Here is a 22,275-nt window from a genome sequence, read left to right as displayed (position 1 = left end):
GTCCCGGCGCCTCCCGTTCCGCGCCGTCCTCGGGGTCGGCGCCGGCCATGTAACGCACAGTTCGCCGCTCTTGATGCACGCTGCAGCGTGCAGGAAGAGCGGCGAACGTTGCGTTACAGCGGCGAACGTTGCGTTACAACGCCGCCCCGAGGCTCAGGAGCCGTGCCGCGGCGGGACGGAGGCGCCGGTGATGTCGCGGTCGGGGCGGCCGTCGTGGTCGTTGTCGTCGGCGAGCGGGCTGTCGGTGCGGCGGTGGCGCCACCACTCGTAGGCGATCGGCACGGCGGTGAAGGCGAGGATGACCAGGAAGATCAGGTCGATGTTGCTCTCCAGCCACGGGACGGTGTGGCCGAGGAAGTAGCCCAGGCAGGTGACCCCGATGACCCAGCAGATCCCGCCGACCAGGCTCCAGGTGTAGAAGCGCCGCCGCGGCATGCCGGTGATGCCGGCGACGACGGTGATGTAGGTCCGCACGAAGGCGACGAAGCGGCCGATGACCAGCGCCTTGTTGCCGTGCCGGTCGAAGAACACCTCGGTCTGGTCGAAGTACTTCTGCTTGAGCACCCGCCCGTCGCGATCGCGCAGCGATGGACCGATCCGTCGGCCGATCTCGTAGCCGGTGACGTTCCCCAGCCACGCGGCGAGCACCATCAGCACCATCGCGATGCCCAGCTCGACCAGCCGGGTGCCCGGGAACAGGTCGATCTGGCCGGTGGCGATGAAGATCCCCAGCGCGAAGAGCAGGCTGTCGCCGGGCAGGAACGGGAAGAACAGGCCGCACTCGACGAAGACGATGATCAGGCTGATCCAGAACAGCTCCGCCCCGAACTGGGAGAGGAGCCACTGCGGGTCCAGGAAGTCGAGGCCGAGCATCATCGGCGAGGGGAGGACGAGGCCTCCCACGAGCGCGCTCACCGTGCCAGCGTATCGGCCGGGTCACGGGCGCGGCCGGTCGCCCGCCTAGTCTTACGGCCCGTGGACGAGGACCGCCGGGCGCCGTACGACCCCATGCCGCACGGCCCGGTCGAGGTGGGCGTCGGCCCCTGGGAGGGTCCCTGGCCGACGGGGGAGCAGTACGACGCCGCGCTGCTGGCCGAGGGCGACCGCCGCAACGTCGTGGACCGGTACCGTTACTGGACGGTCGAGGCGATCGTGGCCGACCTCGACACCCGCCGCCACGACTTCCACGTGGCGATCGAGAACTGGCAGCACGACTTCAACATCGGCACCATCGTGCGCTCGGCGAACGCCTTCCTCGCCGCGGAGGTCCACATCGTCGGCAACCGGCGGTGGAACCGGCGCGGGGCGATGGTCACCGACCGCTACCAGCACGTGCGGCACCACCCGACGGTCGCCGACCTGGCGGCGTACCTCCGCGACCTGCCGGGCGGGCCGGTGCCGCTGCTGGGCATCGACAACCTGCCGGGCTCGGCGCACCTGGAGACGATGGAGGTGCCGCGGCGGGTCTGCTTCCTCTTCGGGCAGGAGGGGCCCGGGCTGAGCGAGGGCGCGCGGGCGGCGTGCGACGGGACCTTCTCGATCGCGCAGTTCGGCTCGACCCGCTCGATCAACGCCAGCGCCGCCGCCGCGATCGCGATGCACTCCTGGGTGCGCGCCCACGCCGACCTCTCCGACGAGAGCGCCTGGCGCGGCTGAGCGCTCGGCTCTCGACCTGCCCCCGCCCGACCCTCGACCGATGTCGGTGGTCGGGTCCACCATGGGTGGATGGCCGACCTCGTCCTCTTCCACCACGCCCTGGGTCTCACCGACGGCGTCCGCGCGTTCGCGGACCGGATCCGGGCCGCGGGGCACACCGTGGAGACCCCCGACCTCTTCGACGGCGCGCGCTTCGAGACCATCGAGGCGGGCGTCGCCCACGCGCAGGAGGTCGGCTTCGCCACCGTCCTCGACCGCGCCCGCGCGGCCGTCGACGGGCTGCCCGAGGGCCTGGTCTACGCCGGGTTCTCCCTCGGCGTGCTGCCGGCCCAGCAGCTCGCGCAGACCCGTCCCGGCGCGCGCGGGGCGGTGCTGATGGAGTCGTTCGTGCCGCCGTCGGAGTTCGGCAGCTGGCCCGCGGGCGTCCCCGCCCAGGTGCACGGGATGGACGCCGACCCGTTCTTCGCCCAGGAGGGCGACCTCGACGCCGCGCGGGAGTTCGCCGGCTCCGGGGTGGCCGAGGTGGAGCTGTTCACCTACCCCGGCGACGTGCACCTCTTCGCCGACAGCGGGCTGCCGGGCTACGACCAGGACGCCGCCGGCCTGGTGGCCGACCGGGTCCTGGAGTTCCTCGACCGGCTGCACTGACCAGCTGCACTGACCAGCGAGCTTCACGCCCCGAGGGCACGCCCCAGTGCGGTCAGGGCCTCGGCGGGCGAGCCGACCACGGTGCCGACGTCGTCGGGCAGGTCCCAGGGGTCGAGCAGCACGAGCGGGACGCCGGTACGGCGGGCGAGCGCGATCTCGCTGAGCGTCCCCCAGCTGCCGCCGACCGCGACGACGGCGTCGGCCGCACGGACCAGCAACCCGTTGCGCAGCTCGCCGAGCCCGGTCGGCAGCAGGAACGTGTGCTCCGGTGACCCGGCAGCTCGATCGCGGCCCGGCAGCAGCCCGATCGCGGTGCCGCCGGCGTCCCGGGCGCCCGTGGCCGCGGCGCGCATCACGCCGTGCAGGCCGCCGGTCAGCACGACGGCGCCCGCCTCGGCGAGCAGCCGCCCGACCTCGGTCGCCGCGGCCAGCTGCCCCGCGGTGGCGCTGTCCGCGGGCCCGACGACGGCGACGTACCGGCCGTGCCCGGCTGCGTCCATCTCCGGGGCCGTCACCGCGTCCCTCACCGGTCCCGGAGCACGTCGTGCAGCAGGCGGCGGTGGACCAGCTCGGCGACGGTCTCCCGGGCGGGCAGGTCGACGAGGAGGTACGCCGCGCCGAGGAGCCCGTCGGGGTCGAGCCGCACCTGCTGCTCGATCCGGCAGGTGACGGCGCCGGTCGGCGTGACCGTCGTGGTCAGGGTGACCCGGCCCGGCGAGCGGACGTCGGCGACGAGGACCAGCCGGCGGGGGCCCGCCCCCGGGTCGTCCTGGACCTCCCAGACCCGCCAGAAGCCGGCCGTGTCGCCGCGGAGGAGCTCGGGCCGGTCCGGCACCGGCCAGCGGCGCCCGCCCCCGCCGGCCAGCCGGTCGATGAGCCCCCGGACGACGAGCGGTCCGGCGTCGACGTACCACCGCGGGCCTGCCAGGCCGCACGCGACGACGGCCCAGGCGTGCTGGGCGGGCAGCGGGACGGTGCTGGCGCGGCGGGTGGTGCGCAGCGAGGTGCGGCGGAGCATGACCCGCAGGTAGCCACTAGTCTGCGAGCAGAATCCTGGCCTCGCGCCTGTCCGAGTCCTGCCCGTCCATGGAGGAGCCCGCTGTGCCCATCGCGACCCCCGAGAAGTACGCCGAGATGCTCGACGCGGCCAAGCAGAACGCCTACGCGTTCCCGGCCATCAACGTGTCGTCCTCCCAGACGCTCAACGCCGCCCTCAAGGGCTTCGCCGACGCCGGTTCCGACGGCATCATCCAGGTCTCGACGGGTGGTGCCGAGTACCTCTCGGGCCCGTCGGTCAAGAACATGGTCAGCGGCTCCGTCGCCTTCGCGCAGTACGCCGCCGAGGTCGCCAAGAACTACCCGGTGAACATCGCGCTGCACACCGACCACTGCCCCAAGGACAAGCTCGACGGCTTCGTCCGCCCGCTGCTCGAGATCTCCCGCGAGCGGGTCCAGCGCGGCGAGGCGCCGCTCTTCCAGTCGCACATGTGGGACGGCTCCGCGGTGCCGCTGGAGGAGAACCTCACCATCGCCACCGAGCTGCTCGAGAAGTGCATCGAGGCCAAGATCATCCTCGAGATCGAGGTCGGTGTCGTCGGTGGCGAGGAGGACGGCGTCGCCCACGAGATCAACGACAAGCTCTACTCCACCCCGGCCGACGCGATCGCGACCGCCAAGGCGCTCGGGTACGGCGAGCGGGGCTACTACATGACCGCGCTGACCTTCGGCAACGTGCACGGCGTCTACAAGCCCGGCAACGTCAAGCTCCGCCCCGAGGTGCTCAAGGAGGCGCAGGAGGCGGTCGTCTCCGAGTTCGGCCTCGAGGCCGGCGCCAAGCCCTTCCACCTCGTCTTCCACGGCGGCTCGGGCTCCTCGGCCGAGGACATCGCCGCCGCCGTCGACTACGGCGTCGTGAAGATGAACATCGACACCGACACCCAGTACGCCTTCACCCGACCGGTCGCCGCGCACATGTTCACCAACTACGACGGCGTCCTCAAGGTCGACGGCGAGGTCGGCAACAAGAAGACCTACGACCCCCGCGCCTGGGGCAAGGCCGCCGAGGCCGGCATGGCCGCCCGCATCGTCGAGGCCTGCGAGCACCTGCGCTCCGCCGGCGCCACGCTCGGCTGACCTCACCACCTGTCCGCGTCGCGGCGGCGGTCCCCTTCTCGGGGCCGCCGCCGCTGTCGTTTCATCAAGGTATGCAGGGAAGCCGGCGGGCGGGCCGGCGTCGGTTCGCCTGCATACCTTGATGAACCGTCACTTCCCACGGTGAGCTCACCGAGGGGAGTGTCGGTTCGGCTGCATACCTTGATGAACCGACACCCCGGCCCGGCCCCGCCGAGCCCGAGCCCGAGCCCGAGCCCGAGCGCGGGGCGGAGCGGGGGCTCAGTCGGCCGCGGCAGCGGGGACCGGCGCGACCGAGCCGCCGCCGAAGCCGGCGTGCCCGGGCCGCTCGAAGCACAGCGCGGCGAGCAGGCCGACCACGAGGACGGCCGGCGGGAGGAGCAGGGAGGTGCCCATCGCGTCGCTGAAGGCCGCGGCGACCGGGGCAGGGAGCGCGCCGGCGGCCGAGGCGCCGGCCTCGCCCCCGCCGTACGGCGGCAGCCCCTCGGCCGCGAGCCGGGCGTCGATCAGCACGCCGATCGCGGCGGCCCCGAGGACCGCGCCGACCTGGCGGGTGGCGTTGTAGACGCCCGCCCCGGCGCCGGCCCGCTGCAGCGGGAGGTTGCGGGTGGCGGTCGCGGAGTTGGGCGCCCACACGAAGGCGTTGCCGATGCCGAGCAGCAGCATCGGCGGGACCAGCCACAGCACCGAGCCGTCGGGGCCCAGCAGCAGCGCCAGCCACACCAGCGAGACGATGATCGCGGCGAGCCCGGAGCCGGTCAGCAGCCGCGGGTGCACCCGGTCGGTCATCCCGCCGACGGGTCGCGCGAGGGCGATGGACATCACCGCCATCGGCACGAGCAGCAGCGCGGCGCGGGTGGGGCTGAGGCCGCGGACCACCTGCGCCCAGAGCATCAGCGGGATCGCCATCGCGGTGATCGCGAAGCCCATCGCGCTGATGGCGACGTTGGCCAGGGAGAAGTTGCGGTCGCGGAAGAGGCTGAGCGGCACGAGCGGCTCGGCGCGGTTGCGGGCCTGCCAGCCGACGAAGAGGGCCAGGAAGACGATGCCGCCGACGATCATCGACCAGACCAGGGCGCTCCACTCGAGCTGGTGGCCCTCCTGCACGCCGAAGACCAGCAGGAACATGCCGACGCCGCTGAGCGCCACGCCGAGCCAGTCGAAGCGGTGGCTGTTGGTCTGCAGGACCGGCACCAGCCGCAGGGCGAGCACGAACCCGACGATCCCGACCGGGACGTTGATGAAGAAGATCCACTCCCAGCCCAGCGCGTCGACCAGCACGCCGCCGAGGATCGGGCCGACGAGGGTGGCCACGCCCGCCGTCGCGCCCCACAGGCCCATCGCCTTGCCGCGCCGCTCGGCGGGGAAGATCCGGGTGATGATCGCCATCGTCTGCGGGGTGATCATCGCCGCGCCCAGGCCCTGGACCACGCGGGCGGCGACCAGGCCCTCGATCGACCCGGTCAGGCCGCACCACAGCGAGGCGAGGGTGAAGACGGTGAGCCCGATGAGGTACATCCGCCGGGGTCCGAACCGGTCGCCGAGCCGGCCGGTGATCAGCACCGGGACGGCGTACGCCAGCAGGTAGGCCGAGGTCACCCAGACCACCGCGTTCACGTCGGCCTGCAGGTCCTCGATGATCGCCGGGGTCGCGACCGAGACGATCGTGGAGTCCACGAGGATCATGAAGAAGCCCAGGCACAGGGCGAAGAGGGCCGGCCAGGGGTCCTTCTCCGGGGCGTCCGGCGCGGCGGTCGTGGATGCGGTCGAGGTCACGAGCTCAGTGAACACCGCCCCGTGGACAATGCTTCCCATGACCATCGGACGCGACCTGATGGCGGGCCCCCCGCCGACCCACCTCCCGGCCGACCCGGCCACCGACGCGCTGGCCGCCGGGGAGACGCCCGTCGACGTCGTACGCCGCAGCCCGGCGTCGCCGGTCGCCTGGGCCGCGCTCGCCGGGGAGGCGGTGGCGGCCGACGCGGACCCGGTCACCGTCTACGCCTACGCTCGCGTCGGCTACCACCGCAGCCTGGACCTGCTGCGCCGCAACGGCTGGAAGGGCCACGGCCCGGTCCCGTGGGAGCACGAGCCCAACCGCGGCTTCCTCACCTGCCTGGCCCTGCTCGCCAAGGCCGCGCGCGCGATCGGCGAGACCGACGAGTGGGAGCGGTGCCGCGACTTCCTGCGCGACTCCTCCCCGACGGCCTACGCCGAGCTCCTCGGCGACGCCTGACCCGACCGGGCCAGACGCAGCAACGCGGCGGCCGGGCCCTCCGGCCGCCGCGAGGGCAGCCAGACCGCCCGCAGCGCGCGGCTGAGGTCGAGGTCCGCGACGGGTACGTCGACCAGCTGGCCGGTCGCAAGCTCCGCGGCGACTGCGAGCTCGCTCAGCACCGCCGGCGCGCCGCCCTCGGCCGCCGCCGCCTTGACCGCCGCGGTGCTGGCCAGCTCCAGGCGCTGCTCGCCGAGCGCGTGGCCGGCCAGGTCGAGCGCGCGCACGAGCGTCTCGCGGGTGCCCGAGCCGGCCTCGCGCACCACCAGGTCGGAGGCGACCAGCTCCGCGGCCGTCACCGGCGTACGCCGCCGGGCCCACGGGTGCGTCGGCCCGACGACCACGAGCAGCCGGTCGCGGGCGACCGCGGTGGAGGCGACGGTCCGCGGCACCGTCGGTGACTCCACGAACCCCAGCGGAACGCGCCCCGAGACCACCCGCTCCAGCACGTGGTGGGAGTTGCCCACGTCCAGGCTGACGTGGAGGTCGGGGTGGTCGCGGCGGAACCGGGCCAGCCAGCGCGGTGCGAGGTGCTCGGCGACGGTGAGGCTGCTCGCGACCGTCAGGTGGGCCTGGCGCTGGGCCGCCAGCGAGCGGGCCCCGAGCACCACCCGGTCGACCGCGGTGAGCGCCTCGCGCGCCCACGCCACCACCACCTCGCCCTCGGTGGTCAGCCGGGAGCCGGCCGTGGTGCGGACGAGCAGGGTGAGGCCCAGCTGCCGCTCGAGCTTGGCCAGCACGCGGCTGGCGTTGGGCTGGGCCATCCCGACCTGACGGGCGGCGGCCCCGACCGACCCGGTCTCCGCGACCCGGACCAGCAGGTCGAGGCCGGTCAGGTCCAGCGGCGTGCTCATGCGTCCAGCGTATGAGTTGCCGACTGCTCATATCAAGAACGTATGAGTCCCCGCTCGATCGACGGCTACCGTGCGGCCCGTCCCGGCCGGAGGCTGGAGGCATGGTCGATCGACGTGTCCCCGGGCTGGCGCTGGCCGCTGCGGCCGGCGGCGCCGCCCTCGCCGTGCACGCGCTCGTGCCGGGTCTGGGCTCCACGCTCGTGGCGGTGCTGCTCGGGTTCGCCGCCGCGGCGTCGGGCCGGCTGCCGGAGGCCGTGCGCCCCGGGCTGGCGACGGCCTCGCGCACCGTCCTGCGCGTCGGGGTCGCGCTGCTCGGGCTCCAGCTGGTGCTCGCCGACGTCCTCGGTCTGGGCTGGCCGGTCGTCGCGGTCGTGGTCGGCGTCGTCGCGCTCGGCATCGCCGGCACCCTGCTCGCGGCCCGGCTGCTCGGCGTACCTCCCGAGCAGGGGCTCCTCGTCGCCTGCGGCTTCTCCATCTGCGGCGCGGCGGCGGTCGCGGCCCTCGACGGCGTGCGGCGCGGCCGTGCCGAGGACGTCGCCCGGGTCGTCGCCCTCGTCGTGGTCTGCGGCAGCGCCGCCATGCTCGCCGTGCCGCTGCTCGGCTCGGCGCTCGGGCTCTCGCCGGTGGCGGCGGGCGCCTGGGCCGGGGCCTCGGTGCACGAGGTCGGCCAGGTCGTCGTCGCCGGCGGCCTGCTCGGGAGCGCGGCGCTCCAGGTCGCGGTCGCGGTCAAGCTCGGCCGGGTGCTCCTCCTCGCGCCGGTCCTCGCGGTCGTCGCGGTGCGCGCCCGCCGAGAGACGGAGGCGGACACCGACACCGCCGCCGAGGGCGTACGCCGCCCGCCGCTCGTGCCCGGCTTCGTGCTCGCCTTCGTGGGGCTCGTGGCGCTGCGGACCCTCGTGCCGCTGCCGGACGTGGCGCTCGACGCGGCCGCGCAGGTCCAGTCCGCGGCGCTGGCCACCGCGATGTTCGCCCTCGGGTGCTCGCTCGACCCCGCCGCCCTGCGGCGGACCGGGCGCCGGCTGGTCGCCCTGGCCGCGGTCGCGACCGCGGTCGTCGCGCTGCTCGGGCTGCCCGCGGCCTACCTGGTCGGCTGAGCCCGGCGGCCATCGACCGCCGGCCGCCAGCCACCGGCCATCGACCGCCAGCTAACGACCGGGGGCCGAACCCCTCAGGCCGGCGGCGTGAGCAGGCGCCGGATCCGGTCCGAGCCGAGCGCGAGGAAGAGCGTGGGCAGTCGCGGGCCGCGCTCGGCGCCGACGAGGAGCTCGTAGAGCAGCCGGAAGAACGCCTTCTGGTCGGCCTTGACCTCGTCGGTCGGGGCGTCGTCGAGGGCGAGCCCGCGGGCCAGCTTCGGCACGCCGTAGACCAGGGCGGTGGTGTCGTCGACGTCGAGCTCGGCCGGCAGCCGGTCGAGCAGCTGGGCCAGCCAGCGCTGCTCGTCCTCGGAGAGGTTGGCGAGCCGCTCGGCGTCGGCCTCCTCGCGGACGGTGGTGCGGTCCTCGGCGGGCACGAACTCCGCGGTCCAGGTCATCGCCCGGCCCAGCCGGGGCTGGAGGTCCTCGACGGAGTCGTGGGCGTACCCGGCGCGGTCGACGATCCCGCTGATCAGCTCGGCGCTGCCGGCGGTCACGTCGGCGACGGAGGAGAGCAGCCGGAACGGCACGACGACCGGCGGGGTCGGCAGGGTGCCGGCGGCGGCGGTGGCCGAGGCGCGCTCGAAGGCGAGCACCTGGGCGTCGCGCTTGGCGGGGTCGGCGGCCTTGCGGCCCAGGGAGTCCCACTCGTCGTACAACCGGACGACCTCGGCGCCGAAGTCGATGTTGAAGGCCTGCTTGGGCTGCCGCCGGGCGTAGAGCCACCGCAGGATCGGGGCCTCGAGCACCTTCAGCGCGTCCGCGGCGGTCGGCACGCCGCCGGCGGAGGAGGACATCTTCTGCATGCCGGCGAAGCCGACGAAGGCGTAGGCGACGTAGGAGGGGGCGCGGAAGTCGAAGACGCGCTTCACCAGCTCCTTGCCGACGGTGTAGGAGGACCCGGGCGTGGAGTGGTCGAGGCCGCCGGGCTCGAAGTCGACGCCCTCGACCGACCAGCGCATCGGCCAGTCGACCTTCCAGACCAGCTTGCCCTCGTGCTGGGTCGCCACGTTGGTCACGCCGGTGAACCCGCACGAGGCGCAGGTGTAGGCCAGGTCGGTGGTCTCGTCGTCGTAGGCCGTCACGTCGACGGTGTCGCGACCGCACTCGCGGCAGTAGGGCTTGTAGGGGAACCGGGCGAGCGACCCGCTGCCGGCGGGCTCGTCGGCCTCGGCCACGGAGTCGGCGAGCGCCGCGGCCTCCTGGTCGTTCTCCGCGACCGGCTCGGCCTTCTTGGTGCGGTGCTTGGCGAGCACCTCCTCGATGGTGTCGCGGTGGCGGATCGCGTGCAGGACCTGCTCGGTGTAGGCGCCGGCGCGGTACCGCTCGGTCTGGGAGACCTCCTCCATCTCCACGCCCATCTCGGCGAGGGCGGCGCGCAGGGGCGCCTTGAAGTGCTCGGCCCACGACTCGTGGCACTCCCACGGGTCCGGCACGGCCGACAGCGGGCGGCCGATGTGCTCGGCCCAGGAGGCCGGGACCCCGGCCGGGACCTTGCGGAAGCGGTCGAAGTCGTCCCAGCTGTGCAGGTGGCGCACCCGGAGCCCGCGGCGGCGGATCTCCTCGGCGACCAGGTGCGGGGTGAGGAACTCCCGCAGGTTGCCCAGGTGGATCGGGCCGGAGGGGCTCGCGCCGGACGCGCAGGTGATCAGGCGGTCCTCGCCCTCCCCGATGCCCGCGTGCCGGATCGCGTCGTCGGCCGCACGGGTCACCCAGTCGGTGGGGTCGGCGCCCTGGTCGGACCGGTTGCCTCGGGCCACGGTTCGCTCCTGAACGTACGTCGGGTGGGGGCCGCCTCTGCTCGAGGGGCGGCCTGGGACGAGGACCCACGCTACCGCCGGGGGAGGAGGGCGCCGGAACCGTCCCCTGCGGCGGTCCCGACACCCTCCGGCACGCCGACCGGCCTCCGCGTCCCCCGACGCGGGCCGCGCCGGTCGCCGCCTCCCCCGAGTCCGGCGGCCGGCCCTGTCGACGTACGCGCCAAGCATGCCTGGCCGTTCCAGGCCAGTCCGGGCACGTGGCTGCCGGTGTCCGGAAGATGCCAACTACGGTGGCGCCATGGCCGGCCCGCGCGTACCCGCGACCCTGCTCGAGGCCCTGGGCCTCGGCGACGACGACGACCACTTCTACGAGCGGGTCCGCGCCCAGAGCGGCCGTGAGGTCGTCTCCGTGGCCGCCGCGCTGATGCGCACCCCCGCGGAGCTGCTGCGCGACCTCCAGCCGTTCATGGAGCACGGGATCGTGCGCGTCGAGGACGACCGGGTCTTCGTGGACAGCCCCACCGAGGCGGTGGTGCGGGTGCTGGCCGAGACCGCGGCGACCGCCGAGCGGGCGCACGCCCGGCTCACCGACCTCGCGGCCGCGGTGCCGTTGATGACCAGGCGCGGGCGCCCCCTCGGGGGCGGACCGGAGGGCGTGCGCCCGCTGGACGGCGAGGTGAGCGGCGGCGGCAGCCCCGTCGAGCTGCTCCGGTCGCTGGTCGAGCGCAGCACCGGCGAGGTCCGGTGGCTGCGGCCCGACCCCTTCCGCGGGCCGGCCGAGCCGGCGTACGCCGAGGTCGTCGCGAAGGCGGTCGCGCAGGGCCGGCGGTGCCGCGGGATCTATCCCGTCCGCACCCTCGCCGACGCCCGCGACGGCCTCGCCCACCGGGTGGCCATCGGGGAGGAGGTCCGGGTGCTGCCGCAGGTGCCGACCCGGATGCTCATCGTCGGCTCGACCCACGCCGTGGTCCCCGAGCCGCTGGGCACCGCCGACGACCCCCGCTCGCTGGTCCGCGAGCGCGGGCTGGTGCAGGCGCTGACCCTGTGGTTCGACTCGATGTGGCAGCGGGCCCTGCCCGTCCCCGAGCTCGAGCGCGCCGACGCCCGGCCCGATCTGCGGCGCTTCCTGCTCCAGCAGCTCGCCGCGGGCGCCCAGGACGAGCAGATCGCCCGCCGGCTGGGGGTCAGCCTGCGGACCGTGCGGCGCCGGGTCGCCGACCTGCTGGCCGAGCTCGGCGCCGACACCCGGTTCCAGGCCGGAGTGGAGGCCGCCCGCCGCGGCTGGCTCTAGCGGCCGACTCCGACTGCTGGTCCTGACGTCCGCTCCAGCGACTGCCTACGGCAGCACCAGGCAGTACGCCGCGGGCTCGACGCGCCACGTGCGCCGCCGCTCGGGCCCGTAGACCTCGCCGTCGGCCGAGCAGTAGAACTCCTCGCCGTCGATGGTGACCTGGCGGCCCCGCAGGTAGAGCACGTCGTCGCGCTCGTGGTGGGTGCCGCGGACCAGCGCGGCGAGGTAGCCGACGCGTTGCAGCGGGCCGACCGTGCGGGCGATCATCACGTCCATCAGCCCGTCGCGCGCGTCGGCCTCGGGGACCAGCTCGGTCCCGCCGCCGACGGACGAGCCGTTGCCGACCGCGATCATCAGGATCGGCTCGTCGTAGTCGACGACGACCTCGCCGTCGACCTCGACCCGCAGCCGCACGTAGGGCGGCTTGACCGAGGCGATCAGCGCGCCGATCGGGTAGCCGAGCTTGCCGAGGTTCACCCCGCCCACGCCCACCCGGTGCAACCGGTCCTTCCAGCGGTCCGCGCGCCGGCTGGCCTGCGCGCCCGCGCCGGCGTGGACGCTGTTGACCACGATCTCGCCGACCTCGTCGAGGATCAGGTCCATCTGACGGGGCCGGCCGTGCAGGACGACCCTCGCGGCCTCCTCGACGTCGAGGGGGATGTCGTTGCCGCGGGCGAAGTCGTTGCCCGTGCCGAGCGGCAGCAGTCCGAGGACCGCCTCGGACAGCTCGCGGCGGCGGTGGAGCGCGGCGACGACGGCGTGCATGCTGCCGTCGCCTCCCGCGACGACGATGCGGCGGGACCCCGCCCGGTGGAGCACCCCGTCGAGCTCGCCGGGGTCGGAGGTGGCGCACACCTCCACCGACGTCCGCTCGCGCAGGATCGCCAGCGCTCGCTCGAGCTGCAGCTCGTCGTCGGTGCCGGCGTCGCTGTTGGTGATCACCAGGAGTGGATCCATCGCCGCGACCCTAGCGTCGAGACCCCCGCGGCGTCCCCGAGGACGTCGAGGTCGCGCGCGTGCCCGCGCCGGGCCGCGGCCAGGAGGCCGACCTGCGGTCGTTCTTGGTAACGTGTCGTCGCAAGAGCCCCGGACAGCCTTGCTGCACCCGGGGCCTTTTCCATGGCGCGAGAGCCATCACGTGAGGAGTCACGCATGCCCGCGATCGTCGTGCTCGGAGCCCAGTGGGGGGACGAGGGCAAGGGCAAGGCCACCGACCTGCTGGCCACCACCGACCCCATCGACTACGTCGTCCGCACCAGCGGCGGCCACAACGCCGGCCACACCATCGTCATCAACGGCGAGAAGTACGCCACCCACCTGCTGCCCAGCGGCATCCTGACGCCGGGCGCCACCTCGGTCATCGCCAACGGCGTCGTCGTCTCGCCCGAGGCCCTCTTCCGGGAGCTCGACGGGCTCCTGGAGCGCGGGGTGGAGATCGGCGGGCTGGTCGTGAGCGCCAACGCCCACGTCATCGCCTCCTACCACTCCACGATCGACAAGGTCACCGAGCGCTTCCTCGGCAAGAACCAGATCGGCACCACCGGCCGCGGCATCGGCCCGGCCTACTCCGACAAGGTCAACCGCTACGGCGTCCGCATCGCCGACCTGTTCGACGAGAAGATCCTGCGGCAGAAGATCGAGGCCGCGCTCGACGTCCGCAACCACCTGCTGACCAAGATCTACAACCGTCGCGCCATCGAGGTCGACGCGGTGGTCGAGGAGCTGACGGCGTACGTCGACCGGTTGCGGCCGATGGTCGCCGACACCTCCCTGCTGCTCAACCAGGCGCTCGACCGCGGCCAGACGGTGCTCTTCGAGGGCGCCCAGGCCACGATGCTCGACGTCGACCACGGCACCTACCCGTTCGTGACCTCCTCCAGCCCGGTCGCGGGCGGGGTGTGCACGGGCGCCGGCATCGGCCCCACGCGCATCGACCGGGTCATCGGCGTCATCAAGGCCTACACGACCCGCGTCGGGGCCGGGCCGTTCCCCACCGAGCTCTTCGACGAGGACGGCGTGCAGCTCCAGAAGCTCGGCGGCGAGATCGGTGTCTCCACCGGCCGCACCCGCCGCTGCGGCTGGTACGACGCGGTCGTCGCCCGCTACTCCTCGCGGGTCAACGGGCTCACCGACTACTTCCTCACCAAGCTCGACATCCTCGGTGCCTGGGAGCGGATCCCGGTGTGTGTCGCCTACGAGATCGACGGCGTCCGGCACGAGGAGATGCCAATGACCCAGACCGAGTTCCACCACGCCACGCCGATCTATGAGTACTTCGACGGCTGGGGCACCGACATCTCCGGCTGCCGCTCCTTCGAGGAGCTGCCGGTCAACGCCCAGCGCTACGTCCAGGCGCTCGAGGAGCTGTCGGGCACCAAGATCTGGGCGGTCGGGGTGGGCCCGGGCCGCGAGCAGACGGTGGTCGTCAACCCGTGACGGCCCCCTCGAGCGGCCCCTCGAGCGTGCTGGTCGTCGGCACCGGCGGCCGGGAGCACGCGCTCGCGCTCGCCCTGTCGCGGGACCCCGCCGTGAGCGAGGTGCACGCCGCTCCGGGCAACCCCGGCATCGGCGCCGTCGCCACGCTGCACGACGTCGACCCGGGCGACCCGGCCGCCGTCGCCGCCCTGGCGAGCGGGCTGGGCGTCGACCTCGTCGTCGTCGGTCCGGAGGCCCCGCTCGTCGCGGGCGTCGCGGACGCGGTGACCGAGGCCGGGATCGCCTGCTTCGGTCCTTCGCGCGCGGCCGCGCGGCTCGAGGGGTCCAAGGCGTTCGCCAAGGAGGTCATGGCCGCGGCCGGCGTGCCGACCGCGCGGTCGCGGGTGTGCTCGACCCCCGCCGAGGTGGCCGAGGCCCTCGACGCCTTCGGGGCGCCGTACGTCGTCAAGGACGACGCGCTGGCCGCCGGCAAGGGCGTCGTGGTCACCACCGACCGCGCGGAGGCGCTCGCCCATGCCGCCACGTGCGGGACGGTCGTCGTCGAGGAGTTCCTCGACGGCCCGGAGGTCTCGCTGTTCGCGGTGTGCGACGGCGCCACCACCCGGGCGCTGCAGCCGGCCCAGGACTTCAAGCGGATCCACGACGGCGGCCGCGGGCCGAACACGGGCGGCATGGGGTCCTACTCGCCGCTCCCGTGGGCCCCGCCCGACCTCGCCGCGCTCGTCGTCGCCACCGTCGTGCAGCCGACCCTCGACGAGATGGCCCGTCGCGGGGCGCCCTTCCGCGGGTGCCTCTACGTCGGGCTCGCGCTGACCGCCGCCGGCCCGCGGGTCATCGAGTTCAACGTCCGCTTCGGCGACCCCGACGTCCAGCCGGTGCTCGCGCTGCTCGACTCCCCGCTCGGCGAGCTGCTCCTCGCCGCCGCGGAGGGTCGTCTCGACGAGGTCGCCCCGCCCCGCTTCCGCACCGGCGCGGCGGTCAGCGTCGTGCTCGCCTCGGCCGGCTACCCCGAGTCGTCCTCGAAGGGCGACGTCATCACCGGCGCCGACCGGGCCGCGGCCCGCGCCGACGTGGACGTGATCCACGCCGGCACCGCGCTCGACGGGGATGCCCTGGTCACGGCCGGCGGCCGCGTCCTCGCGGTCCGCGCGACCGGCGCCGACGTGGCGGCGGCCCGCGCCGCGGCGTACTCCGCCGCCGAGGAGATCTCCTTCCCCGGCATGCAGCGCCGCTCCGACATCGCCGCCGAGCCGCTCGGCGTCGTCGAGGGCGCCGCGGTCCTCGCGGACTGAGGCGACCCGGCCGTGGGCGCCGTGGGAGAATCCGCGGCGTGAGCGTCCCGAACGTCCTGGCCACGCGGTACGCCGCTCCCGACCTCGCCGGCATCTGGTCGCCGGAGCACAAGGTCGTCCTCGAGCGGCAGCTGTGGATCGCCGTCCTCAAGGCCCAGCGCGACCTGGGGATCGAGGTGCCCGACGGGGTCGTCGAGGCCTACGAGGCGGTCGTGGACCAGGTCGACCTCGCCTCGATCGCGGCCCGCGAGCGGGTGACCCGCCACGACGTGAAGGCGCGCATCGAGGAGTTCTGCGCGCTCGCCGGCCACGAGCACGTCCACAAGGGCATGACCTCGCGCGACCTGACCGAGAACGTCGAGCAGCTCCAGGTCCGCCAGTCGCTCCGCATCATCCGCGACCGCGCGGTCGCGACGCTCGCGCGGCTGGCCCGGCTCGCCGCCGAGCACGAGCTGACCGTGATGGCCGGGCGCAGCCACAACGTCGCGGCGCAGGCGACGACGCTGGGCAAGCGCTTCGCGACCGTCGCCGACGAGATGTTGGTGGCTCTCGACCGGGTCGAGGACCTGCTCGGCCGCTACCCGCTGCGCGGCATCAAGGGCCCGATGGGCACCGCCCAGGACATGCTCGACCTGCTCGACGGCGACGAGGCGCGGCTGGCCGAGCTCGAGCAGCGCGTCGCCGACCACCTCGGGTTCGACCGGGTGCTCACCAGCGTGGGTCAGGTCTACCCCCGCTCGCTGGACTTCGACGTGCTCTCCGCGCTCGTCCAGCTCGTGGCCGGCCCGTCGAACCTCGCGACGACGATCCGCCTGATGGCCGGCAACGAGCTGGTGACCGAGGGGTTCAAGGAGGGCCAGGTCGGCTCCTCGGCGATGCCGCACAAGATGAACAGCCGCTCCTGCGAGCGGGTCAACGGCCTCGCGGTCGTCACCCGCGGCTACCTCTCGATGATCGGCGAGCTCGCCGGCGACCAGTGGAACGAGGGCGACGTCTCCGACTCCGTCGTCCGCCGGGTCGCGCTGCCCGACGCGTTCTTCGCCGTCGACGGGCTCTTCCAGACCTTCCTCACCGTGCTCGACGAGTTCGGCGCGTTCCCGGCGGTCATCCAGCGCGAGCTCGACCGCTACCTGCCCTTCCTCGCCACCACCAAGGTGCTGATGGCCGCGGTCCGCAACGGTGTCGGCCGCGAGGCCGCGCACGAGGCGATCAAGGAGGCCGCGGTCGGCACGGCGCTCGACATGCGTCGCGGCCAGGCCGAGAACGACGTCTTCGCCCGGCTCGCCGCCGACCCGCGCCTCGGGCTCTCGGCCGACCAGCTGGCCTCGCTGGTCGCCGAGCCGATCACCTTCACCGGCGCCGCGGTCGCCCAGGTGCAGGAGGTCGTACGCCGGGTGGCGGCCGTGACCGAGCGGCACCCCGAGGCCGCGGCGTACGCCCCCGGCGCGATCCTCTAGACCCAGCCCTCTAGACCCAGCCCTCTAGACCCAGCGCTCTAGACCAGCACCGACCGGCGTGCAACGACCCCGGCGCTGCCGGACATGAGCCAGGCATGAGCCCGGGCAGTGGAGCAGGTGAGGGTGCGCACGAGGACGCGTTCCGGCGGTTGTACGCCGCGCACTTCGACGCCGTCCTCGGCTTCGCGCTGCGCCGGGTCGACCGCCCCGAGGATGCCGCCGACGTCGCCGCCGACACGTTCCTGGTCGCGTGGCGCCGGCTCGCGCACGCGCCGGCCGAGCCGGAGACGCGGCCGTGGCTGTACGGCGTGGCCCGCCGCGTCCTGGCCAACCACCGGCGGGGCGAGGGGCGCCGCAGCGCCCTGGGCGACCGGCTGCGCCGCGAGCTGGCGACCGTGGCGCCCGACCCCAGCACCGACGTGGTCCAGCGCACGGACGTCACCGCGGCCATGCGGCGGCTGAGCGGCCGCGACCAGGAGGTCCTCCAGCTGCACCTGTGGGAAGGGCTCGAGCCGCGGGAGATCGCCGAGGTGCTCGGGCTCACCACTGTCGTCGTGCGACCGCGGCTGTCGCGGGCGCGGGCCCGCCTGCGGGCGCTGCTCCCCGAGGGGCCGGAACGGCCGGGCAGGCCGGACCTGCCGGAAGCGCGCAACGGTCCGGCCTCGGCCGGACATCTCCCCAGCACACCCCAGCTCATCCGGAAGGAGCGGTAGATGGACCCCAAGATCAGCGACGACGCGGTCGGCCGACTGCCGATCACCTCCGGGCGGGCCGAGCTCCTGGAGGAGATCATGAGCACCCCCGTCACCGACCGCACGCCCGACCCCATGACCGACACCGGGGCCGCGCCGCCCCGCCGCACCGCCTGGCTGGTGCCCCTCGCCGCGGCCGCCGCCGTCGCGGTGGTCGCCACCGGGCCGCTGTGGTGGCCCTCCGGTGGCGAGCCGGCGGCCGCGCCCGGCGCGCCGGCGGCGCGGTCGGGGGCCGAGGCGCCGGCCGACGCCCCGGCGTACCGCGCCGTCCTGGACGTGCCCGGCTGGAGCGTCACCCACGTCTACGAGGAGGCGGACGGGAACGGCGGTGAGGTCTCCTACGAGCGCGGGCAGGCCTCCCTCGAGGTCAGCTGGCGGCCCGGTGCGCTCTACGAGGACTACGTCGAGGACCGCCGCCACATCGTCGACCCGCCCGCGGACGGCGACCCGGTGGAGCTGCTCGGCCGCACCGCCCAGCTGTGGCCCTACAGCGCTGACGACCACACCGTCATCCGTCCCGTCGAGGACGGCTTCACGCTGGAGGTCCGCGGCAGCGGGATGCCGCGCAGCGCGTTCGAGGACCTGCTCGGCGACCTGCGGTTCGTCGACGAGGCCGGGTTCGAGCAGGCGCTCCCCGACGAGTTCGTGACGGCGAGCGAGCGCGACGCGGTGGTCGAGGAGATGCTCGACGGGATCGCCGCGGCCAGCGGCCAGGAGCGCACGCCGGGCGAGGAGCAGCCGCCGATCACCTCCGACCAGGCCGACCGCTACCACCTGGGGGCCGACGTCGCCGGGAAGGTCGCCTGCGCCTGGCTGCAGGAGCTCCGCGACGCCCGGCGGGCCGGTGACCAGGGACGCGTCGAGGAGGCGGCCGCGGTGCTGGTGAGCTCGCGGCAGTGGCCGGTGCTCCTCGAGATGGAGCGCGAGGGCGACTACGCCGAGGTGATCTGGGACTACGCCGACCAGGTCGCGGCCGGGCGGGTGCCCGAGGGCTTCAAGGAAGGGCTCGGCTGCTGACCCGCCGACGCGCCATGCACGAGGGCCCGGACACCGTGGTGTCCGGGCCCTCGTGGTTCCGCGTGGGTGCGGGTGAGGCGGGGTGCCTCAGCCCTCGATCGCGGCCGGCTGCGCCTCGGGGGAGGTGGAGCCGATCTCGATCTTGCGCGGCTTGGCCTTCTCCGCGACGGGGACGACCAGCCGCAGCACGCCGGCGTCGTAGGACGCCTCGATGCGGTCGAGGTCGAGGTTGTCGCCGAGGACGAGCTGGCGGCTGAAGGAGCCGCGGGTGCGCTCGCTGGCCAGCATCTGCCAGTCGCCGTTGTTCGGCATCCGCTCGGCGCGGACGGTCAGCACGTTCCGCTCGACGTCGAGGTCGATGCTCTCGCGGGCGACGCCCGGCAGGTCGAACTCGATGACGAACCGGTCGCCCTCGCGCCAGGCGTCCATCGGCATGACGGCCGGGCGGTTGGTGGTGCCGGTGCCCAGCAGCTGCTGGGCCAGGCGGTCGAAGTCGCGGAACGGGTCGGTGGTGCGCAGCAACATGGGTTCTCCTCCTGGTCTCAGAGCTTGTCGACGGGCCGGTCGACGGGTCTGCGTCGCGGCCCGCCCTACCTATATCAACGGTTACAGGTTTCTTATATTCCACCGACGCGGGAGAATCAACCCCGTGAGTCCGGAACGAGAGCGGCACCGCGGCGTCTTCGCGATCTCCGTGGCGGCCGAGATGGTCTCCATGCAGATCCAGAACCTGCGGGTCTACGAGCGCCGCGGCCTCGTGGACCCCGACCGCACGCCCGGCGGCACCCGGCTCTACAGCCGGGCCGACATCGAGCGGCTGCACCGCATCCGCGAGCTGCTCGCCGAGGGGCTGAACCTCGCGGGCATCGCCCGGGTGCTCGCGCTGGAGGAGGAGGTACGCCGCCTGCGGGACGCGAACGCGCGGCTGCGCGCCCGCGCCGCGGAACAACCCGACGAGCCGCGCGGTTGAGCCGGCCATGACCACGGGACTGTGGGTGCTCGTCGGCGCCGTCGTGCTCGTCCTGGCCGTCGGCGGGTGGCGGGCGGTCGTCGACGGCCGCTTCGGGAGCAGGAGGGCGGCCGTGCCGCAGGAGCCCGGACGCCCCGAGGCCGGGCCGACCACGGGGCCGACCACGGGGCCGACCACCTGGGAGCAGGTCGCGGCCGCCGCGCCCGGCGTGGCCCCGGGGGAGCGCGCGACGCTCGTGCAGTTCTCGACCGCCTTCTGCGCCCCGTGCCGCGCGACCCGCCGCACGCTGACCGAGGTCGCCGAGCTGGTCCCCGGCGTGGTCCACATCGAGGTCGACGCCGAGCAGCACCTCGACGTGGTGCGCCGCCTCGACGTCCTGCGCACCCCGACCACCCTGGTGCTGGACGCGTCCGGCCGCGAGGTCAGCCGGGCGGCCGGCGCCCCGCGCAAGGAGCAGGTGCTCGGCGCGCTCGCCGCGGTGGACTGACCCGGGGTTCAGTCGCCCGGGGTGTCCGGCTCCTCGATCGGCCGGCCCCAGGTGACGGTGTCGAGCACCTCGGGCGGGGCCGCGTCGCGCAGGTGGGCGTCCGGCCGGGCGCCGAGCGCGCCGTTGACGCTGGAGAAGGCGACCCGGGTGGCGACGTACACCGTGGCGGCGACGATGTCGGCGTCGCTGAGCCCGACGGCCCGCAGGCGCTCGACGTCCTCGGGTGTCGTGCCCGCCGGGTCACGGGCGACGGCGCGGGCCCAGGCCGCCAGGGCGCGGTCCCGCTCCTCGAGCCCCTCGTCGGTGCCGGTGAGCACCGCGACCGGCACGGCCGGGTCGCCCGCCTCGTCGGCGAGGCGACCGCCCCAGGCGATCGAGCAGTAGCCGTCGCCCATCGCGCTGGAGAGCGCCGTGACCAGCACGCCGCGGTCGCGCATGGAGAGGCCGGCGGCGTCGGCGGCGGAGGTCACCAAGGTGACGTAGGCGCGGTGGACGTCGGGCTGGTGGGCCCACACGCGCGTGAGGTTCATGACGAAGCCGTGCTCGGCGCGGTCGGCGTCGAGGAGGGCGGCGACGGCCGGGTAGGGCTCGGGGTCGCGGACGAAGTTCTCGGAGGCCATGACCCATGACACCTCATTCGTGGCGGCGCGACCAGACCGCAGCGGCCAGCGCCGTGGAGAGCACGGCGAGGGAGACGAGCAGGGCGGCCCGCAGCGCGCCGCCGGCGCCGAACGGGCCGAGGGCGACGCCGTACGTCGTCATGAGCAGCGCCGCGCCCAGGGAGGACCCGATCCGCTGGCCGGTCTGCAGCGCGGCGCCGGCCGCGCCGCCCATCCGCGGCGGCACCTCGGCCAGGGTGAGGGTGAAGTTCGGGGAGATGACGCCGCCGCCACCGAGCCCGGCGAGGAGCAGGCAGGGCACCAGCGCCATCCAGATCGCCCCGTCGTCGAACTGCGGGGCCAGCCAGGCGGTCAGCGCGGTGCCGGTCATCATCGTCACGAGCGCGACGACGGTCAGGGTGCGGCCGGCGCGGGAGACCACCCGCCCGGCGAGCGGCGCGGTGACCGCGGCGCCGGCCGCGAACGGCGTGGTCAGCAGGCCGGCCATCAGCGGGGTGAGGCCGAGCTCGCGCTGCAGGTGCACCGAGAGCACCAGGAAGATGCCGGTGAACCCGGTGAAGTAGAGCGTGCCGATCGCCATCCCGGTGCTGTAGCCGGGGAGCGTGCGCAGCAGGCTCACGTCGAGCAGCGGCGGGCGGCCGGTACGCCGCAGCCGGGCCTCCCACCGGACGAAGCCCCAGCCGAAGGCGGGGGCGCCGAGGAGCAGCACCAGCGGCAGCAGCCTGCCGCTCTCCAGGCTCACCAGTGGGTAGAGCACGCAGAGCACGGCGCCGCCCAGCAGCAGGGCGCCCGGGACGTCGATCCAGGTGCCGCTCTCGTCCCGCCGGTCGCGGCCCGGGACGATCACCGCGATCGCGACCAGGGCGGCCAGCCCGATGGGGACGTTGACGAGGAAGAGCCAGCGCCAGCCGTCCTCCTCCCCGGCGACCGCGATGATCGCGCCGCCGAGCACCGGCCCGAGGGCCGAGGAGAGGGAGACGGTCAGCCCGAAGGCGCCGAACGCGCGGCCGCGCTCGGGGCCCCGGAAGAGCTGCTGGATCAGCCCGGAGTTCTGCGGGGTGAGCAGGCCGGCGGTCGCGCCCTGGGCCAGCCGGGCGGCGATGACGGTCTCGATGTTGGGCGCGAAGCCGACCGCCGCGCTGGAGAGGATGAACCCGGTCAGCCCGATGAGCATCAGCCGGCGCCGGCCGTAGGCGTCGCCGAGGCGGCCGCCCGCGACGAGGGTCAGGCCGAAGGCCAGGGCGTAGCCGGACACGACCCACTGGATCGTCCCGGTGGTCGTCGAGAGCCCGTCCTGCATCGAGGGGATCGCGACGTTGACGATGGTGACGTCGAGCAGGGACATGAACCCGACGACGAGGGTGACGCCGAGGATCCGCCAGCGCCGGGGGTCGGGGGTGTAGTCCCCGTCCTGCCCGTCCGGCACCTCCCGGGTGCCGGTCACCTCCTCGCTCACCGGGTCCCGTTGCCCCATCGGGGCGGGGCTCAGACGGGTCG

23 protein-coding genes are annotated in these 22,275 nt (G+C 74.4%); 13 read left to right on the top strand and 10 right to left on the bottom strand.

Annotation, left to right across the window (positions count from 1 at the left end; translation table 11 throughout):
* Positions 1 to 153: 153 nt before the first annotated feature.
* Positions 154 to 915, bottom strand: coding sequence for a DedA family protein (locus HPC71_RS19160; RefSeq protein WP_253943800.1), 762 nt, complete (start codon positions 913 to 915; stop codon positions 154 to 156).
* 93 nt (positions 916 to 1,008) lie between these two features.
* Here HPC71_RS19160 and HPC71_RS19155 point away from each other — a divergent pair, with 93 nt between their 5' ends.
* Together HPC71_RS19155 and HPC71_RS19150 are read left to right on the top strand one after the other, a co-directional pair.
* Positions 1,009 to 1,656: a TrmH family RNA methyltransferase gene (locus tag HPC71_RS19155; RefSeq protein ID WP_154612740.1), complete on the top strand. Its 648-nt coding sequence runs from the start codon at positions 1,009 to 1,011 to the stop codon at positions 1,654 to 1,656.
* A gap of 69 nt (positions 1,657 to 1,725) precedes the next feature.
* Complete coding sequence (locus HPC71_RS19150; protein WP_154612602.1) at positions 1,726 to 2,304, top strand: dienelactone hydrolase family protein; 579 nt, start codon at positions 1,726 to 1,728, stop codon at positions 2,302 to 2,304.
* Positions 2,305 to 2,327: 23 nt separating this feature from the next.
* Here HPC71_RS19150 and HPC71_RS19145 read toward each other — a convergent pair whose 3' ends face one another.
* Both HPC71_RS19145 and HPC71_RS19140 read right to left on the bottom strand, forming a co-directional pair.
* The gene (locus HPC71_RS19145; protein WP_253943799.1) at positions 2,328 to 2,819 is read right to left on the bottom strand and encodes an SLOG cluster 4 domain-containing protein; all 492 of its coding nucleotides are present in this window, start codon (positions 2,817 to 2,819) and stop codon (positions 2,328 to 2,330) included.
* Between the two features lie 8 nt (positions 2,820 to 2,827).
* Complete coding sequence (locus tag HPC71_RS19140; protein WP_154612603.1) at positions 2,828 to 3,322, bottom strand: DUF2867 domain-containing protein; 495 nt, start codon at positions 3,320 to 3,322, stop codon at positions 2,828 to 2,830.
* Between the two features lie 83 nt (positions 3,323 to 3,405).
* Between HPC71_RS19140 and fbaA the strand changes: the two genes are divergently transcribed.
* Positions 3,406 to 4,437, top strand: coding sequence for a class II fructose-bisphosphate aldolase (gene fbaA / locus HPC71_RS19135; protein ID WP_171897067.1), 1,032 nt, complete (start codon positions 3,406 to 3,408; stop codon positions 4,435 to 4,437).
* A gap of 258 nt (positions 4,438 to 4,695) precedes the next feature.
* On the opposite strand, the gene HPC71_RS19130 is transcribed toward fbaA, so the two are convergent.
* Positions 4,696 to 6,210: a DHA2 family efflux MFS transporter permease subunit gene (locus tag HPC71_RS19130; RefSeq protein ID WP_257866246.1), complete on the bottom strand. Its 1,515-nt coding sequence runs from the start codon at positions 6,208 to 6,210 to the stop codon at positions 4,696 to 4,698.
* A gap of 37 nt (positions 6,211 to 6,247) precedes the next feature.
* Here HPC71_RS19130 and HPC71_RS19125 point away from each other — a divergent pair, with 37 nt between their 5' ends.
* Positions 6,248 to 6,670 (top strand): DUF3151 domain-containing protein, encoded by a 423-nt coding sequence (locus HPC71_RS19125; protein ID WP_154612606.1) that lies wholly within the window; start codon positions 6,248 to 6,250, stop codon positions 6,668 to 6,670.
* Here the strand turns inward: HPC71_RS19125 and HPC71_RS19120 are convergent.
* Positions 6,643 to 7,563: a LysR substrate-binding domain-containing protein gene (locus HPC71_RS19120; protein WP_154612607.1), complete on the bottom strand. Its 921-nt coding sequence runs from the start codon at positions 7,561 to 7,563 to the stop codon at positions 6,643 to 6,645. The two genes, HPC71_RS19125 and HPC71_RS19120, sit on opposite strands and share 28 nt — an antisense overlap.
* A gap of 101 nt (positions 7,564 to 7,664) precedes the next feature.
* On the opposite strand from HPC71_RS19120, the gene HPC71_RS19115 reads away from it, so the two are divergent.
* The gene (locus tag HPC71_RS19115) at positions 7,665 to 8,657 is read left to right on the top strand and encodes a YeiH family protein (RefSeq protein ID WP_154616635.1); all 993 of its coding nucleotides are present in this window, start codon (positions 7,665 to 7,667) and stop codon (positions 8,655 to 8,657) included.
* Positions 8,658 to 8,731: 74 nt separating this feature from the next.
* Here HPC71_RS19115 and lysS read toward each other — a convergent pair whose 3' ends face one another.
* A complete protein-coding gene (gene lysS, locus HPC71_RS19110) occupies positions 8,732 to 10,456 on the bottom strand; it encodes a lysine--tRNA ligase (RefSeq protein ID WP_216656471.1) in 1,725 nt (574 codons plus the stop codon).
* 298 nt (positions 10,457 to 10,754) lie between these two features.
* Between lysS and HPC71_RS19105 the strand changes: the two genes are divergently transcribed.
* Positions 10,755 to 11,747: a helix-turn-helix domain-containing protein gene (locus tag HPC71_RS19105; RefSeq protein WP_154612610.1), complete on the top strand. Its 993-nt coding sequence runs from the start codon at positions 10,755 to 10,757 to the stop codon at positions 11,745 to 11,747.
* Positions 11,748 to 11,792: 45 nt separating this feature from the next.
* Here HPC71_RS19105 and HPC71_RS19100 read toward each other — a convergent pair whose 3' ends face one another.
* The gene (locus tag HPC71_RS19100; protein WP_154612611.1) at positions 11,793 to 12,704 is read right to left on the bottom strand and encodes a diacylglycerol/lipid kinase family protein; all 912 of its coding nucleotides are present in this window, start codon (positions 12,702 to 12,704) and stop codon (positions 11,793 to 11,795) included.
* Positions 12,705 to 12,899: 195 nt separating this feature from the next.
* Here HPC71_RS19100 and HPC71_RS19095 point away from each other — a divergent pair, with 195 nt between their 5' ends.
* The 5 genes from HPC71_RS19095 to HPC71_RS19075 all read left to right on the top strand — a co-directional run bounded on the left by HPC71_RS19095 (position 12,900) and on the right by HPC71_RS19075 (position 18,701).
* Positions 12,900 to 14,183 carry an adenylosuccinate synthase gene (locus HPC71_RS19095; RefSeq protein ID WP_154612612.1) on the top strand — a complete coding sequence of 428 codons (1,284 nt, stop codon included), beginning with the start codon at positions 12,900 to 12,902 and terminating at the stop codon, positions 14,181 to 14,183.
* The gene (purD, locus tag HPC71_RS19090) at positions 14,180 to 15,475 is read left to right on the top strand and encodes a phosphoribosylamine--glycine ligase (protein ID WP_216656469.1); all 1,296 of its coding nucleotides are present in this window, start codon (positions 14,180 to 14,182) and stop codon (positions 15,473 to 15,475) included. Before HPC71_RS19095 ends, purD begins: the two co-directional genes overlap by 4 nt.
* Positions 15,476 to 15,513: 38 nt before the next feature.
* Positions 15,514 to 16,932: an adenylosuccinate lyase gene (purB, locus tag HPC71_RS19085; protein ID WP_171897066.1), complete on the top strand. Its 1,419-nt coding sequence runs from the start codon at positions 15,514 to 15,516 to the stop codon at positions 16,930 to 16,932.
* Positions 16,933 to 17,027: 95 nt separating this feature from the next.
* The gene (locus HPC71_RS19080) at positions 17,028 to 17,645 is read left to right on the top strand and encodes an RNA polymerase sigma factor (RefSeq protein ID WP_154616637.1); all 618 of its coding nucleotides are present in this window, start codon (positions 17,028 to 17,030) and stop codon (positions 17,643 to 17,645) included.
* The gene (locus HPC71_RS19075) at positions 17,646 to 18,701 is read left to right on the top strand and encodes a hypothetical protein (protein ID WP_154616638.1); all 1,056 of its coding nucleotides are present in this window, start codon (positions 17,646 to 17,648) and stop codon (positions 18,699 to 18,701) included.
* Between the two features lie 87 nt (positions 18,702 to 18,788).
* Here HPC71_RS19075 and HPC71_RS19070 read toward each other — a convergent pair whose 3' ends face one another.
* The gene (locus HPC71_RS19070; protein ID WP_154612615.1) at positions 18,789 to 19,226 is read right to left on the bottom strand and encodes an Hsp20/alpha crystallin family protein; all 438 of its coding nucleotides are present in this window, start codon (positions 19,224 to 19,226) and stop codon (positions 18,789 to 18,791) included.
* A gap of 124 nt (positions 19,227 to 19,350) precedes the next feature.
* Between HPC71_RS19070 and HPC71_RS19065 the strand changes: the two genes are divergently transcribed.
* Entirely contained in the window at positions 19,351 to 19,671 is a 321-nt protein-coding gene (locus tag HPC71_RS19065) for a MerR family transcriptional regulator (RefSeq protein WP_253943798.1), read from the top strand.
* 7 nt (positions 19,672 to 19,678) lie between these two features.
* Positions 19,679 to 20,158, top strand: coding sequence for a thioredoxin family protein (locus HPC71_RS19060; protein ID WP_154616639.1), 480 nt, complete (start codon positions 19,679 to 19,681; stop codon positions 20,156 to 20,158).
* Between the two features lie 8 nt (positions 20,159 to 20,166).
* On the opposite strand, the gene HPC71_RS19055 is transcribed toward HPC71_RS19060, so the two are convergent.
* Together HPC71_RS19055 and HPC71_RS19050 are read right to left on the bottom strand one after the other, a co-directional pair.
* A complete protein-coding gene (locus tag HPC71_RS19055; protein ID WP_216656468.1) occupies positions 20,167 to 20,778 on the bottom strand; it encodes a carboxymuconolactone decarboxylase family protein in 612 nt (203 codons plus the stop codon).
* Positions 20,779 to 20,791: 13 nt separating this feature from the next.
* Entirely contained in the window at positions 20,792 to 22,234 is a 1,443-nt protein-coding gene (locus tag HPC71_RS19050; protein WP_253943797.1) for an MFS transporter, read from the bottom strand.
* Positions 22,235 to 22,275: the final 41 nt, after the last annotated feature.

The organism is Nocardioides marmotae, from assembly GCF_013177455.1.
Lineage (GTDB): Bacteria > Actinomycetota > Actinomycetes > Propionibacteriales > Nocardioidaceae > Nocardioides > Nocardioides marmotae.
The sequence above is the reverse complement of the archived record's forward strand: the minus strand, read 5'-3'. Positions and strand labels throughout refer to the sequence as shown.